We start from the raw sequence: 14,067 nt of genomic DNA, 5'->3' as shown, positions 1-14,067 counted from the left end.
GCGCGGATACATGCAGAAACACCAATCGGCATTTACACCATGGCGCCGGGGCGATGCGGCAGCGCAACAAAAAAGGGCTGCCCTGCGGGGCAGCCCTTTCCGGGTCACGGAACGGTCACGGAAAAGGGCTGCGGCAACGGCACGCCTCTCCCGCCCGCGGCACTACTCGACACGCACCACGGCGGTCGGCTTGAAGCCCAGGTCCGCCGCCTTGCCCTTGCGGCCGCGCGGGAAGCGGGCGTTGTTCAGGCTGCGGATCTCCAGCGTCTCGTCGCGCTCCTTGCCGCCGCGGCCCACGCCCGCGATGCGCACGCTGCGCGTGTAGGCGGCGGCCCCGGCCAGCGTGTCCTTGGGCTCCAGGTCGATGAGCATCAGGCCCCGGCCGCCGTTGGCCATCTGCTTGAGTTCGGCGATCTCGAAGGTGAGGATGCGCCCGCCCGCCGAGGCGCAGCAGACGTGCGTGGCCGGCGCCAGCGGCTGGCCGCCGTTCGAGAACGCGGCGTGCGAGGGGCGGCACAGCTGCTCGCCCTCGCCCAGCGTGACGAAGGCCTTGCCGCCGCGGTTGCGCGCGGTCATGTGCTCCACGGCGGCGATGAAGCCATAGCCGCCCGAGCCGGCCAGCAGCAGCGCCGCGTTGGCCGGGCCCGCGAAGTAGTGCACGGGCTGCGTGCCGGCTTCCAGGTCGATGAGCGTGGTGATGGGCTGGCCGTCGCCGCGCGCGCCGGGCAATTGCGCCACGGCCACGGAGTACACGCGCCCGTTGCTGCCGAAGGCGATGAGCGTGTCCACCGTGCGGCATTCGAAGGTGGCGTAGAGCGCATCGCCGGCCTTGAAGGCGAAGGTGCCCGCGTCGTGCCCATGGCCCTGGCGCGCGCGCACCCAGCCCTTCTGCGAGACGACCACCGTGACGGGCTCATCGACCACCTTGACCTCGGCCACGGCCTTCTTCTCGGCCTGGATGAGGGTGCGGCGCGCATCGGCGAACTGCTTCGCGTCCTGCTCGATCTCCCGGGCCATCAAGCGGCGCAGCGACGCGGGGTTGCCGAGGATGTCTTCGAGCTTGCCCTGCTCTTCGCGCAGTTCCTTCAGTTCCTGCTCGATCTTGATGGCTTCGAGCCGCGCGAGCTGGCGCAGTCGGATTTCGAGGATGTCCTCGGCCTGCCGGTCCGAGAGGTCGAAGCGTGCGATCAGCGCGGCCTTGGGTTCGTCGGCCGCGCGGATGATGGCGATCACCTCGTCGATGTTGAGCAGCACGGTCTGCCGCCCCTCGAGGATGTGGATGCGGTCCAGCACCTTGGCCAAACGGTGCTGGCTGCGGCGCGTGATGGTCTGCTGGCGGAAGGCGACCCATTCCTCCAGCATGCGGCGCAGCGATTTCTGCGTGGGCTTGCCGTCCAGGCCCACCATGGTGAGGTTGATCGGCGCGGAGGTCTCCAGGCTGGTGTGCGCGAGCAGCGTGGTGATCAGTTCCTGCTGCGGCACGCGGCCGGTCTTGGGCTCGAACACGAGCCGCACGGGCGCGTCCTTACTCGATTCGTCGCGCACCACGTCGAGCACGCCGAGCACCGTGGCCTTGAGCTGCGTCTGCTCCTGCGAGAGCGCCTTCTTGCCGGCCTTCACCTTCGGGTTGGTGAGTTCCTCGATCTCTTCGAGCACCTTCTGCGACGAGACGCCGGGCGGCAGTTCGGTGACCACCAGTTGCCACTGGCCGCGCGCGAGGTCCTCGATCTTCCAGCGGGCGCGCACCTTCAGGCTGCCGCGGCCGGTGCGGTAGGCGTCCTGGATGTCGCCGGCGCTGCTGATGATCTGGCCGCCGCCGGGGTAGTCGGGGCCGGGCACGAAGGCGTACAGCTCCTCGTCCGTGAGCTTGGGGTTCTTCACCAGCGCCACGCAGGCGTCGGCCACCTCGCGCAGGTTGTGGCTCGGGATCTCGGTGGCCAGGCCCACGGCGATGCCGCTCGCGCCGTTCAGCAGCGCGAACGGCAGGCGCGCGGGCAACTGGCGGGGCTCCTCGGTGGAGCCGTCGTAGTTGGGCACGAAGTCCACGGTGCCCTGGTCGATCTCGTCCAGCAGCAGGCCCGCGATGCGCGTGAGCCGCGCCTCGGTGTAGCGCATGGCCGCGGCGCCGTCGCCGTCGCGGCTGCCGAAGTTGCCCTGGCCATCGATGAGCGGATAGCGCTGGCTGAAGTCCTGCGCGAGCCGCACCAGCGCGTCGTAGGCCGACTGGTCGCCGTGCGGGTGGAAGCGGCCCAGCACGTCGCCCACCACGCGCGCGCTCTTGACGGGCTTGGCGGGCACGTTGCGCGTGGGGCCGCCGTAGGCCAAGCCCATGCGCTCCATCGCGAACAGGATGCGGCGCTGCACGGGCTTCATGCCGTCGCACACATCGGGCAGCGCGCGGCCCTTGACCACGGAGAGTGCGTATTCCAGGTAGGCGCGCTGCGCGTAGCCGGCCAGACCCAGCGAGTCGCCGGACTCGGGCTGGGAGAAGTCGAGGGTGGGTTGGTCGTTGTCGCTCATGCGTCGGAAGGGATGGGAAAAGGGAGGCGGCGCACGGTGCGCCGGACGGTCGTCGGTCGGAGGCGGCTCACGGCGCGGCGGGCGCCGCCAGCTCCATGCGCACGCGGCCGGCCGCGGCACCCCGGCCGCCCGGCAGGGCCGCCGGTGCCCGGGCCGATGCGGCGGCCGGCGCGGCGGCCGGCTTGAGCAGCGCGTAGAGGCCGAGCACGCTCTTCACGTAGTTCTGCGTCTCGCGGTAGGCGGGAATGCGGTGGCCGGCGCGCTGCACGGCGCCCTCGCCCGCGTTGTAGGCGGCCAGGGCCAGGTCGAGCCGGCCCTCGAAGAGATCGATGAGGTGGCGCAGGTAGCGCGCACCGGCGGCGATGTTGGTGCCGGGGTCGGTGAGCTTCTGCTCCACCGAGCGTCGGGGCTCGCGCGCGACGCCGAAGCGCTCCGCCGTGGCCGGCATGACCTGCATCAGCCCCACCGCGCCGCGCGGCGAGACGGCCTGCGGATCGAACCCCGATTCGGTGGCGATCACCGCCTGCAGCAGCTCGTAGTCGAGCCCGTGCCGGGTGGCGGACGCGCGCAGGTGGTGCTTCACGCGCTTGACCTCGGGGGCGATGTCGAAATACGCGAGCCGCCGCGCCCCCGCCGCCGTGGCCGCGGGCGCCACGCCCGGCGGCACGATGCCGGTGCCCGACGGCGCCGCGCGCCCGTCGGTGGCCGAATCGAATACGTCGCCGCGGAAATACAGCGCATAGCGCTCGTCGATGCGCTCCGCCGCGAAGTGCGTCACGCCGCGCTCGTCCACGTAGGCCCACAGGTCGGCATGGGCGGTTTGCTGCAAAAACAATAGCAAACTTCCTAATAAAACCGGCGGCATGGAGGCAAAAACACCCTTGAACCAGCGCAGCAGGCGCCCCACACGCGGCGGGCGCGGGGCAGCGGCTGCCAAGGGGGGCGGTGCGGTGGGGGCGGGCATGGCGCGATGTTCGCCGGTTTCAGATGTCCACTTCCACGGCGTCGCCATGCAGTTCCATCAGTTCGCGCCGCGCGGCGGCCTCGCCCTTGCCCATGAGCTTGGTGATGAGGCCCTCGGTCTCGGCGAAGCCCAGCACGCCCAGTTGCACGGGCAGCAGGCGGCGCGTGTCGGGGTTGAGCGTGGTCTCCCAGAGCTGCTCGGCGTTCATCTCGCCCAGGCCCTTGAAGCGGCTGATCTGGCACTTCTCGCGCGCCACGCCGTCGGAGGCAGCCTTGTCGAGGATGGCTTCCAGCTCGCCGTCGTCCAGCGCATAGAGCTTGGACGCGGGCTTCTTGCCGCGCGCGGGCACGTCCACGCGGTAGAGCGGCGGCCGGGCCACGTAGATGTGGCCGGTCTCGATGAGCTTGGGGAAGTGGCGGAAGAACAGCGTGAGCAGCAGCACCTGGATGTGCGAGCCGTCCACGTCGGCATCGGACAGGATGCAGACCTTGCCGTAGCGCAGGCCCGACAGGTCGGGCGTGTCGCCCGGGCCGTGCGGATCGACGCCCAGCGCCACGGAGATGTCGTGGATCTCGTTGTTGGCGAAGAGCCGGTCGCGGTCCACCTCCCAGGTGTTGAGCACCTTGCCGCGCAGCGGCAGCACGGCTTGGCATTCCTTGTCGCGGCCCATCTTGGCGCTGCCGCCGGCGGAGTCGCCCTCGACCAGGAAGACCTCGTTGTGCGAGAGATCGCGGCTTTCGCAGTCGGTCAGCTTGCCGGGCAGCACGGCCACGCCGGAGCCCTTCTTCTTCTCGACCTTCTGGCCGGCCTTCTGGCGTGTCTGCGCGGCGCGGATGGCGAGTTCGGCGAGCTTGCGCCCGTAGTCCACGTGCTGGTGCAGCCAGAGTTCGAGCGCGGGGCGCACGAAGCCGCTCACCAGCCGCACGGCATCGCGCGAATTGAGGCGCTCCTTGATCTGGCCCTGGAACTGCGGATCGAGCACCTTGGCCGACAGCACGTAGGAGGCGCGTGCGAACACGTCCTCGGGCAGCAACTTCACGCCCTTGGGCAGCAGCGAGTGCAGTTCGATGAAGCTCTTGACGGCGTTGAACAGGCCGTCGCGCAGGCCGCTCTCGTGCGTGCCGCCCGCGCTGGTGGGGATGAGGTTGACGTAGCTCTCGCGCATGGGCTGGCCTTCCTCGGTGAAGGCCACGCACCACGCGGCGCCCTCGCCCTCGGCGAAGCTTTCGTTGTGGCGGTCGGCATAGCCCTCGCCCTCGAACAGCGGGATCACCGGGTCGGCCGCGAGGTTCTGGCCCAGGTAGTCGCGCAGGCCGCCCTTGTACTGCCAGGTCTGCGTTTCCTTGCTCTTCTCGTTGACGAGCGACACGGTGACGCCCGGCATCAGCACGGCCTTGCTGCGCAGCAGGTGCACCAGTTCGCCCATCGGCAGCGCGGACGATTCGAAGTATTTGGGGTCGGGCCAGACGCGCACCGAAGTGCCCTGGCGGCGCTCGCCGGCCGCCAGGGGCCGGGCCACGAGCGGTTCGACCACGTCGCCGCCGGCGAACACCAGGCGTGCGATCTGCCCCCCGCGGTGGGTGGTGGCCTCCAGCCGCAGCGCGAGCGCGTTGGTGACCGAGACCCCCACGCCGTGCAGGCCGCCCGAGAAGCTGTAGGCGCCGCCCTTGCCCTTGTCGAACTTGCCGCCCGCGTGCAGCCGCGTGAAGACCAGCTCGATCACGGGCGCCTTCTCCTCGGGGTGCAGCCCGAACGGAATGCCGCGGCCGTCGTCCTCGATGCCCACCGAGCCGTCGGCGTGCAGCGTGACCTTGATGCGCTTGCCGTGCCCGGCCAGGGCCTCGTCGGCCGCGTTGTCGAGCACTTCCTGGATGATGTGGAGCGGGTTGTCCGTGCGGGTGTACATGCCCGGCCGCTGCTTCACGGGCTCCAGGCCCTTGAGCACGCGGATCGAACCTTCGGAATAGTCGCCGGGCGACACAGGAGAGGGTTTGGCTGCCATGGGCGCGGATTGTAGTGCGGCGCCCTCGCCAGCACTGGATATAAAGACAGCCGCCCCGGGAAATGCGGGTTAACCCGCAGCACGCGGCCAGCGGCGGAAGACGCTTTTGGCTACATTCGACCGATGTCCTCCGAACCGCAAAAACTGTCCATGGTGCAGGTGCTCGCCTGCGGCGCCGCCATCGTCACGCTCTCCATGGGCATCCGCCACGGCTTCGGCCTGTGGCTGCAGCCCATCACCCAGGACATGGGCTGGACCCGTCAGACCTTCGCGCTGGCGATCGCCGTGCAGAACATCGCCTGGGGCATCTTCGGCATCTTCGCGGGCATGGCGGCCGACCGCTTCGGCGCCTTCCGCGTGCTGATCGGCGGCGCGGTGCTCTACGCGTTCGGGCTGGCCGGCATGGCGCTCTCGCCCACGCCGCTGCTGTTCGCGCTGACGGCGGGCGTGCTGATCGGCGCGGCGCAGGCCGGCACCACCTACGCGGTGATCTACGGCGTGCTGGGCCGGCAGATCGCGCCCGAGAAACGCTCATGGGCTATGGGGGTGGCGGCCGCGGCCGGATCGTTCGGCCAGTTCCTCATGGTGCCCGTGGAAGGCCAGTTGATCGCGCGCCTGGGCTGGCAGGAATCGCTGCTCGCCCTCTCGGCCATGGTGCTGCTCATCGTGCCCCTGGCCTTCGGCCTGCGCGAGCCGGGCTTCGGCCGCGCGGCCGGCGCCGCCGCCGGAGCGCCGCGCAAACAGACCGTGGGCGAGGCGCTCTCCGAGGCCCTGCGCTACCCCAGCTTCCTGCTGCTCACGGCCGGGTATTTCGTGTGCGGCTTCCAGGTGGTGTTCATCGGCGTGCACATGCCCAGCTACCTGAAGGACCACGGCCTCTCGCCCCAGGTGGCCAGCTATGCGCTGGCGCTGATCGGGCTCTTCAACGTGTTCGGCACCTACATCGCCGGCACGCTCGGCCAGCGCATGGCGCGGCGGCACATCCTGGCCTTCATCTACTTCGCGCGGGCCGTGGCGATCACGGTGTTCCTGCTCGTGCCGCTCTCGCCGGTGTCGGTCTACGTGTTCTCGGCGGTGATCGGCGCGCTCTGGCTCTCCACCGTGCCGCCCACCAATGCGACGGTGGCGCAGATCTTCGGCGTGCAGCACCTCTCGATGCTGGGAGGCTTCGTGTTCTTCAGCCACCAGATCGGCAGCTTCCTGGGCGTCTGGCTGGGCGGGTACCTGTACGACCGCACGGGCAGCTACGACGTGGTCTGGTACCTCTCCATCGCGCTCGGCGTGGCGGCGGGGCTCATCAACCTGCCGATCCGCGAGGCGCCCATCCGCCGCGCGGAAGTCCGGCCCGTTTGAGGCGCGACGCTCCGCTCGCCATGCACGTCATGCACGCCTCCGCACCGCCCCCTTCCCCCGTCCACCCCGGCCGCCCCGCCCGGCCTGCGCCGTGGGGCCGCCGGCTGGCCTGGGGCGCAGCCGCGGCAGCCGTGCTCGCCGCGGCCTTCGCGCTCTATGCCGAGCCAGGCTTCGTCGTGATGATGGCGGACCAGGTCTGGTCCTGCTTCTGACCGGTGCCGCGGTCTGCTCGCAGCGCGGGGTTCATGCCGGCCCGCGGCGCGTCCGGCGCAGGCCGGCCAAGCCCATGGCTGCCACGAGCAGGGCCATGAGCCCCAGGCCCCACCCGCCCGCCACGGGAACCGCCTGGATACCGCCCGCCGCCGCCAGCACCACCGCGGCCAGCCGGCCTTCGACGGCTCCCGCGGCGACGGTGTCCCCATCGAAGGCCCCGTCGTCCGCCACGGCGTAGGTCACCGTGCGGCGGTCGGCGCTCAGGCTGGCGCCGGCAGGTTCCGACCAGGCAGCCGCCTGGCCGGCCACCGGCGGGCCGTACTGGTAGATGCGCGCCCCGGCGGGCAGCGGCCCGGGATAGGTCACCGACACCGTCAACGCGGCGCCCGCGCACCCCTCGGCACGGAAGCGGAAGACACCGGCCGCCAACGTCGCCCCCGCGGGCAGGCCCGCCGGCACGGCGGCGCCGAAACCCGTGGCTGCGGGCACCAGCGCGCACCCGCTGCCGCCGCCCGACACCACCGTGCCGGCCGCTCCCGCCATGCCGGGCACGGCACCGGCGGAGGCCACCTGCACGGCATCGGAGGCCGCGCTGTCCCCGGCGCCGCTCGTGGCCCGGACGGTGAAGCGGTAGACCACTCCGTCGCCCAGGCCGGCGGCCGTGCATTGGGTCGCTGGCGCCGTGGCCGCGCAGGAGACGGCCGCGCCGCCCCCGACCGGCGTACCGGTGGCCGTGTAGCCCGACACGGGGCTGGAGCCCGCATCGGCCGGCGCAGTCCACGCGAGGCGGGCCTGCCCGTCGCTGGCGGTGGCGCCCAGGCCCGTGGGCGCCCCTGGCGGGATCGGCAGGGAAACCAGCCGGGTCCGGAAATTGGCCGAATCCGCCAGGTACAGAAGCCCGCGGTTGCGCAGCGCCAGGGCGAACGGGAACTGCAGCTGCGCCGCGGTGGCAGGGCCGCCGTCGCCGCCGTATCCCGACGTGCCCGTGCCGGCCACGGTGCTGACCGTACCGGCCGCGTCCACCCGGCGGATGCGGTTGTTGCCCGCGTCGGCGATGTAGAGCACGCCGGTGCCGTCGGCCACCACCCCCGAAGGGAAATTGAGCTGGGCCGCCGCGGCGCTGCCGCCGTCGCCACCGAAGCCGCTCGCGCCCGTGCCGGCCACGGTGGCCATGGTGCCCCCGGCATCCACCCGGCGGATGCGGTGGTTGTTGCCATCCGCCAGGAAGAAATTGCCCGCGCCGTCGAGGACGATGCCGAAGACGAACTGGAACTGCGCCGCCAGGGCGGGCCCGTTGTCCCCGCCGTAGCCCGGCGCCCCGGTTCCCGCGATGGTGGTGATGGTGCCGCCCGTGTCCACGCGCCGCACGCGGTAGTTGGCGCTGTCGGCGATGTAGATCCGGCCCGCGCCGTCCGTGGCCACGCCGAAGGGGCTGTTGAGCTGCGCCGCGGTGGCCGCGCCGCCGTCGCCCGAGAAGCCGGCCGCGCCCGTGCCCGCGACGGTGGTGATGGTGCCGCCCGCATCCACGCGCCGGATGCGGTGGTTGTTCAGGTCGGCCACGTACAGATTGCCCGCCGCATCCACAGCGATGCCGCGCGGCTCGTTGAGCTGCGCCGCCACGGCCGGCCCGCCGTCGCCCCCGTAGCCCGCCACGCCGGTCCCGGCGACGGTGACGATGGTGCCCGCCGCATCCACCCGGCGCACGCGGTGGTTGCCGCTGTCGACGATGTAGAGAGCGCCCGCCGCGTCGGCCGCCACGCCGTAGGAGAAATTCAGTTGCGCGGAAACGGCCGGCCCTCCGTCTCCGCCGAAACCCTGGACGCCCGTGCCCGCCACGGTGGAGATGGTCTGTGCCCGGGCGGCCGGCACGCCGCCCAGTCCCGCCAGGGCCACCAGGGCCACCAAAAGCAGCCGGCACAGTGAGGCTCCGCGGGCCCCCGGGCGGCCCCACCCGGCCACGCCACCACGGCGATGAAACGACAGCTTATGCACCTGAATCCCCCGATGACTGGTGGGTCATCTTAGAACCGCCTTCGGCCCGCACAGCCCCGAAAATCCCCAGGTCGGGAAAAAGCAACGGACGCACGCCTCCCCGCTCGGCCGCAGGGGCGGGCGATTGCTGGCCGCGCGCCCAGTCCATGGTGTTTTTTGCTCCATGCCGCCGTATCCATTGGATTTTTAGCTACAAAAAACATAGCAACATGCATTCTCTCGGCACCCCTTCGGATTGGATCGTGCGCTGGGCGCACCTCGTGCCTTCGGCCGGCACGGTGCTGGACGTGGCCTGCGGCACGGGCCGGCACCTGCGCTGGTTCCATGCGCGCGGCCACCGCGTGGCCGGCGTGGACCGCTCAGCGGAGGCGATCGAGGCGCTCGGGGCGCTGGGCCAGGAAGCGGAACGGGTGTGCGCGGACATCGAACAGGGCCCCTGGCCGTTCGCGGGGCGCCGCTTCGGCGCGGTGGTGGTCACCCACTACCTCTGGCGGCCGCTGCTGCCGGCCATCGTGGAGGCCGTGGCGCCCGGCGGCGTGCTGCTGTATGAGACCTTCGCGCAGGGCAACGAGACCGTGGGCCGCCCGGCCCGGCCGGACTTTCTGCTCGCGCCCGGGGAACTGCTGAGGGCCTGCGAGGGTCTGCGGGTGGTGGCCTACGAGGATGGCTTCCTGCCCTCGCCGGACCGTTTCGTCCAGCGCGTGGCGGCCGTCCGCGAAGCCCCCGGCGCCGCCCCGCCGCGCCACGGCCTGGAGCCCCGGGGGGCGTAACCCCTGCATCCGGGCCTGTTACGCACTCGTTAGAATGCTCTTTTACCGTTTTCCTTCGTGGACATGACCTCTTCCAGCGCCACTCTCACCGGCAGCATCGTCGCCCTCGTCACGCCCATGCACGAGGATGGCAGCGTGGATTACCCCACCCTGCGCAAGCTGATCGACTGGCACGTCGCCGAAGGCACCGACTGCATCGGCGTGGTGGGCACCACCGGCGAATCGCCCACCGTCAACGTCGAGGAGCACTGCGAGATCATCCGCGTGGCCGTCGAGCAATCCGCCGGGCGCGTGCCCATCATGGCGGGCTGCGGCGCCAACTCCACCTCGGAAGCCATCGAACTGGCGCGCTTCGCCAAGAAGGTGGGCGCCGACAGCCAGCTCCAGGTGGTGCCCTACTACAACAAGCCCACGCAGGAAGGGCAGTACCAGCACTTCAAGGCCATCGCCGAGGCCGTGGGCGACCTGCCCACCGTGCTCTACAACGTGCCCGGCCGCTCGGTCGCCGATATGCAGCACGACACCGTGCTGCGCCTGGCCCAGGTGCCCGGCATCGTCGGCATCAAGGAAGCCACCGGCAACATCGAACGCGCCCAGTGGCTCATCCGCGACCTGCCGCAGGGCTTCGCGGTCTACTCGGGCGACGACCCCACGGCCGTGGCGCTCATGCTCTGCGGCGGCCAGGGCAACATCAGCGTGACGGCCAACGTGGCCCCGCGCGCCATGCACGACCTCTGCGTGGCCGCCCTCGCGGGCGATGTGCGCCGCGCCATGGAAATCCAGTTCCGCCTGATGCCCGTGCACAAGCACCTGTTCGTCGAGGCCAACCCCATCCCCGTGAAGTGGGCCATGCAGCGCATGGGCCTGTGCGGCGGCACGCTGCGCCTGCCCATGACGCCGCTCTCCACCGGCAGCGAAGCCGTCGTGGAAGGCGCCCTGCGCTCCGCCGGCCTGCTCTGAACCGCACCGCACTGCCGCACCGGCGCTCCCTTTCCGCACCCGCCTGCTTCCAGAGACACCGCAAAGGATTTTTCGCGTGAACGCTATCAACCGCCTGGGCCTGCTGGGCCTTGCCATGGCCCTGTCCGCCTGCTCCGTCCTGGAGAGCGACAAGATCGACTACAAGAGCGCCACCAAGGGCGTGACGCTGGAGGTGCCCCCCGACCTGACCCAGCTCTCGCGCGATTCGCGCTATGCCGTGCAGGGCGGCGTGGTGTCCGCGGCCGCCTTCCAGGCGGGCCAGGCGCAGAAGGCGCCCGGCGCGGTCAACGCCGCCACCAAGTCGCTGGGCGACGTGCGCATCGAACGCGACGGCAACCAGCGCTGGCTGGTCGTGAGCCGCCCGGCCGACGCACTCTGGGAGCCCGTGCGCGACTTCTGGAACGAGAACGGCTTCGTGCTGGTCCAGGACCAGCCCAACCTCGGCATCATGGAAACCGACTGGGCCGAGAACCGCGCCAAGCTGCCGCAGGACATCATCCGCTCCACGATCGGCAAGCTGTTCGAATCGGCCTATTCGACCGGCGAGCGCGACAAGTTCCGCACGCGCCTGGAGCGCGGCGCCAACGGCGGCACCGAGATCTTCATCAGCCACCGCGGCATGATCGAGGTCTACACTTCCAGCCAGAAGGACAACACGGTCTGGCAGCCCCGCCCCGTCGATCCCGAACTCGAGACCGAATTCCTGCGCCGCCTGATGGTCAAGCTCGGCGTGAGCGAAGAGCAGTCCCGCGCCGTGGCGGCCGCCCCGGTGCAGCCGCTGCCCTCGGCCCGCGCCGGCCGCGTGGGCAATGCCCCGGTGGTGGAGCTGGAAGAGAACTTCGACCGCGCATGGCGCCGCGTGGGTCTGGCGCTCGACCGCACGGGCTTCACCGTCGAGGACCGCGACCGCGCCCAGGGCGTGTACTTCGTGCGCTACGTGGAGCCCACCGAGAAGAAGGACCCCGGCTTCTTCGGCAAGCTGCTGGGCCGCTCGAACGACGCGTCGGCGCCGGTCAAGTACCGCATCCAGGTGCGCAGCGTGGACAACAAGAGCACGGTCTCGGTGCTCAACGCCGCGGGTGCGCCCGAGTCGTCGGCCAACGCGGAACGCATCGTCCGCGTGCTGACCGACGACCTCAAGTAACCGGCTGCACCGAAGGACCCCGGACCGCGTGCTGCGTTTCAAGAACCTGGGCAGCGGCAGTTCGGGCAACGCCACGGTCGTGGAGGGGCGCAGCGGCACGCAGGTGCGCCGCCTGCTCATCGATTGCGGCCTCGGCCCGCGGCAGCTTGCCGGACGCCTCGGCGACGCGGGCTTGGCCATTGGCGACATCGACGCGATCTTCATCACGCACGAGCACTCCGACCACGTGGGCTGCATGCAGAAGATCGCGCTGCGCCACCGCATTCCGACCTGGATGAGCCACGGCACGCATGCCGCGATCGGCGCGCCCGACCTCGACGGCCTGCTGCGCCTGGCCGCCGATGGCGAAGCGATCGACCTCGGCGCCTTCGAGGCACGCCCTTTCACCGTGCCGCACGATGCGCGCGAACCCCTGCACCTGCGCTGCAGCGACGGGGCCACGCACATCGGCCTGCTCACCGACCTGGGCCATGCCACCGAGCACGTGCTGGCCCACCTGCGCGATTGCCACGCGCTGATGCTGGAGACCAACCACGACCGCGAAATGCTCTCGGTGTCGCCCTACCCGGCTTTCCTCAAGCGGCGCATCGGCGGTGCCTATGGCCACCTGGGCAATCACGTGGCCGCCGAGATACTGCGGGCCGTGCACCACGGCGGCCTGCGCCGCGTGGCCGCGGCCCACCTGAGCCTGCAGAACAACCACCCGGACCTGGCGCGCGCGGCGCTCTCGCAAGCGATCGGCTGGCAGCCGGAGCAGATCGACGTGGCGGACCCGCGCACCGGCACGGACTGGATTTCCGGCGCCTGACGCCTGAAGCGACCGGGGCATCCGTGCGCCTGGTGCGCCTGCGCATGTACATAGGGGTACCGCCCCACCGGCGCGGCGCGCGGCAGGAGACCCATCGATCCGCCACGGCCGCCCTGCCAGAAGTCCTTCGCCCACCCGCGCGTGCCGGCACACCGTGCAGGGTGGCTCGGCATCCTGCCCCCTCCGCAGCCGCGCCCGCGACGGCGCATAAAAAAAGCCCCGACCTTGCGATACGGGGCTTTTGCCGGCATCCCTGCCGCAGGCTGGTGGCCCAGCGGCGAGGATGAGCGGGCGAAGGGCTTACTTGGCAGCGGATGCGCCACCAGCGGCGGCAGCGGCTGCGGCATCGGCAGCAGCCTTGGCGGCGTCGCTGGCAGGAGCCGAAGCTTCGGTGGCGGGAGCCACCACGGCGCCAGCGGCAGCCGATGCGTCGGAAGCGGGAGCTTCTGCAGGAGCCGGCACCGGAGCAGGTGCGGGAGCCGGTGCTTCGACGGGTGCCGGTGCAGGCGCAGGTGCTTCTTCCTTCTTGCCGCAAGCGGCGAGAGCGACGGACGCGACCAGGGCAGCCAGAACGAGAGAGTTCTTCATTTCGGTTTTTTCCTATTGGACAGACGGATCTTGAAATTTGCCGCGACGCCGCCCTCTTTCAGCGATGCGCGTTGGCCTCTTGTGGTGCGCCCCATGGCGCTTTTGACATCAACCGCAAATTATAGGGAGATTGCGTCAATACTGACTAACACTGACGGGCGGCAGTGTCACATCACAGCCCGAGGGTCGTGGCCGGGAAGGCCGGCGCGCTGCGGCGCAGCAGCCATTCGTCCAGCGCCTCGCGCACCAGCAGCCGGCGCTCGGGTTCGCTGCCCGCCACGCCCGTGCAGCGTTGCGGATCGAGCCGCTGCAGCACCCAGCGGTCCGACCACAGTACGCTGGGCAGCTCCAGCCGGTCCGTGACCGGGGCCTTGCGGCACTGAACGATGTGATCCCAGGTGGTGCGCCATTGCACGAAACGGGCGTGGCGGCGGACCACTTCGTCGTAGCCCGCGGCCAGCAGCGTCAGCCTGCGGCCCCGCCCCGCCCAGGCCTGCAGCGAGGCCTCCACCTCGCGCTCGCCGAGCGGCCAGTCGTGGAAATCGAAATCGCAGAGCACCAGTTCCTGCCATCCTTCGCGCGCAGCGCAGGCCAGCGCCGCGCGCACACCAGCGGCGAATGCGCTGCGCCCCTCGAAGCGGCCATGGGGCAGCGGTGCGGGTGCGGAGCCGGCCAGGCCATCGGAAACGTCCATGCGAAAACTCCCATGTTCAGCGGCAGCGCCGCGGATTT

The 14,067-nt window shown here is 70.9% G+C and carries 12 protein-coding genes; 6 read left to right on the top strand and 6 right to left on the bottom strand.

The window, feature by feature from the left end; genetic code table 11:
- Window positions 1–162 precede the first annotated feature (162 nt).
- The 3 genes from parC to BM144_RS02135 form a co-directional block, all read right to left on the bottom strand.
- Complete coding sequence (parC, locus tag BM144_RS02145) at window positions 163–2,520, bottom strand: DNA topoisomerase IV subunit A (protein WP_092949315.1); 2,358 nt, start codon at window positions 2,518–2,520, stop codon at window positions 163–165.
- Between the two features lie 67 nt (window positions 2,521–2,587).
- Window positions 2,588–3,385 (bottom strand): lytic transglycosylase domain-containing protein, encoded by a 798-nt coding sequence (locus BM144_RS02140; RefSeq protein WP_092949560.1) that lies wholly within the window; start codon window positions 3,383–3,385, stop codon window positions 2,588–2,590.
- Between the two features lie 118 nt (window positions 3,386–3,503).
- Window positions 3,504–5,486, bottom strand: a complete 1,983-nt coding sequence (locus BM144_RS02135) for a DNA topoisomerase IV subunit B (RefSeq protein WP_092949313.1) — start codon at window positions 5,484–5,486, stop codon at window positions 3,504–3,506.
- A gap of 123 nt (window positions 5,487–5,609) precedes the next feature.
- Between BM144_RS02135 and BM144_RS02130 the strand changes: the two genes are divergently transcribed.
- Both BM144_RS02130 and BM144_RS02125 read left to right on the top strand, forming a co-directional pair.
- Window positions 5,610–6,839: an MFS transporter gene (locus BM144_RS02130; protein WP_092949311.1), complete on the top strand. Its 1,230-nt coding sequence runs from the start codon at window positions 5,610–5,612 to the stop codon at window positions 6,837–6,839.
- A 20-nt stretch (window positions 6,840–6,859) separates the two neighbouring features.
- The gene (locus BM144_RS02125; RefSeq protein WP_245783498.1) at window positions 6,860–7,051 is read left to right on the top strand and encodes a hypothetical protein; all 192 of its coding nucleotides are present in this window, start codon (window positions 6,860–6,862) and stop codon (window positions 7,049–7,051) included.
- Between the two features lie 31 nt (window positions 7,052–7,082).
- Here the strand turns inward: BM144_RS02125 and BM144_RS02120 are convergent, their stop codons facing one another.
- A complete protein-coding gene (locus BM144_RS02120; protein WP_139225613.1) occupies window positions 7,083–8,954 on the bottom strand; it encodes an NHL domain-containing protein in 1,872 nt (623 codons plus the stop codon).
- A 299-nt stretch (window positions 8,955–9,253) separates the two neighbouring features.
- On the opposite strand from BM144_RS02120, the gene BM144_RS02115 reads away from it, so the two are divergent.
- From BM144_RS02115 to BM144_RS02100, 4 genes are all read left to right on the top strand, one after another.
- A complete protein-coding gene (locus BM144_RS02115; RefSeq protein WP_092949307.1) occupies window positions 9,254–9,814 on the top strand; it encodes a class I SAM-dependent methyltransferase in 561 nt (186 codons plus the stop codon).
- A 63-nt stretch (window positions 9,815–9,877) separates the two neighbouring features.
- The gene (gene dapA, locus BM144_RS02110) at window positions 9,878–10,774 is read left to right on the top strand and encodes a 4-hydroxy-tetrahydrodipicolinate synthase (protein WP_092949305.1); all 897 of its coding nucleotides are present in this window, start codon (window positions 9,878–9,880) and stop codon (window positions 10,772–10,774) included.
- A gap of 76 nt (window positions 10,775–10,850) precedes the next feature.
- Window positions 10,851–11,939 carry an NlpB/DapX family lipoprotein gene (gene bamC / locus BM144_RS02105; protein ID WP_092949303.1) on the top strand — a complete coding sequence of 363 codons (1,089 nt, stop codon included), beginning with the start codon at window positions 10,851–10,853 and terminating at the stop codon, window positions 11,937–11,939.
- A gap of 28 nt (window positions 11,940–11,967) precedes the next feature.
- Entirely contained in the window at window positions 11,968–12,747 is a 780-nt protein-coding gene (locus BM144_RS02100; protein WP_092949301.1) for an MBL fold metallo-hydrolase, read from the top strand.
- A 300-nt stretch (window positions 12,748–13,047) separates the two neighbouring features.
- Here BM144_RS02100 and BM144_RS02095 read toward each other — a convergent pair whose 3' ends face one another.
- Together BM144_RS02095 and BM144_RS02090 are read right to left on the bottom strand one after the other, a co-directional pair.
- On the bottom strand, window positions 13,048–13,335 hold the full coding sequence (locus tag BM144_RS02095) for a hypothetical protein (RefSeq protein WP_092949299.1): 288 nt from the start codon (window positions 13,333–13,335) through the stop codon (window positions 13,048–13,050).
- 172 nt (window positions 13,336–13,507) lie between these two features.
- Entirely contained in the window at window positions 13,508–14,029 is a 522-nt protein-coding gene (locus BM144_RS02090) for a hypothetical protein (RefSeq protein ID WP_092949297.1), read from the bottom strand.
- Between the last annotated feature and the right edge of the window lie 38 nt (window positions 14,030–14,067).

The sequence above is a fragment of the Paracidovorax konjaci genome (assembly GCF_900112675.1).
Classification (GTDB): Bacteria; Pseudomonadota; Gammaproteobacteria; order Burkholderiales; family Burkholderiaceae_C; genus Paracidovorax; species Paracidovorax konjaci.
This window is presented reverse-complemented; position numbering and strand designations above follow the sequence as displayed.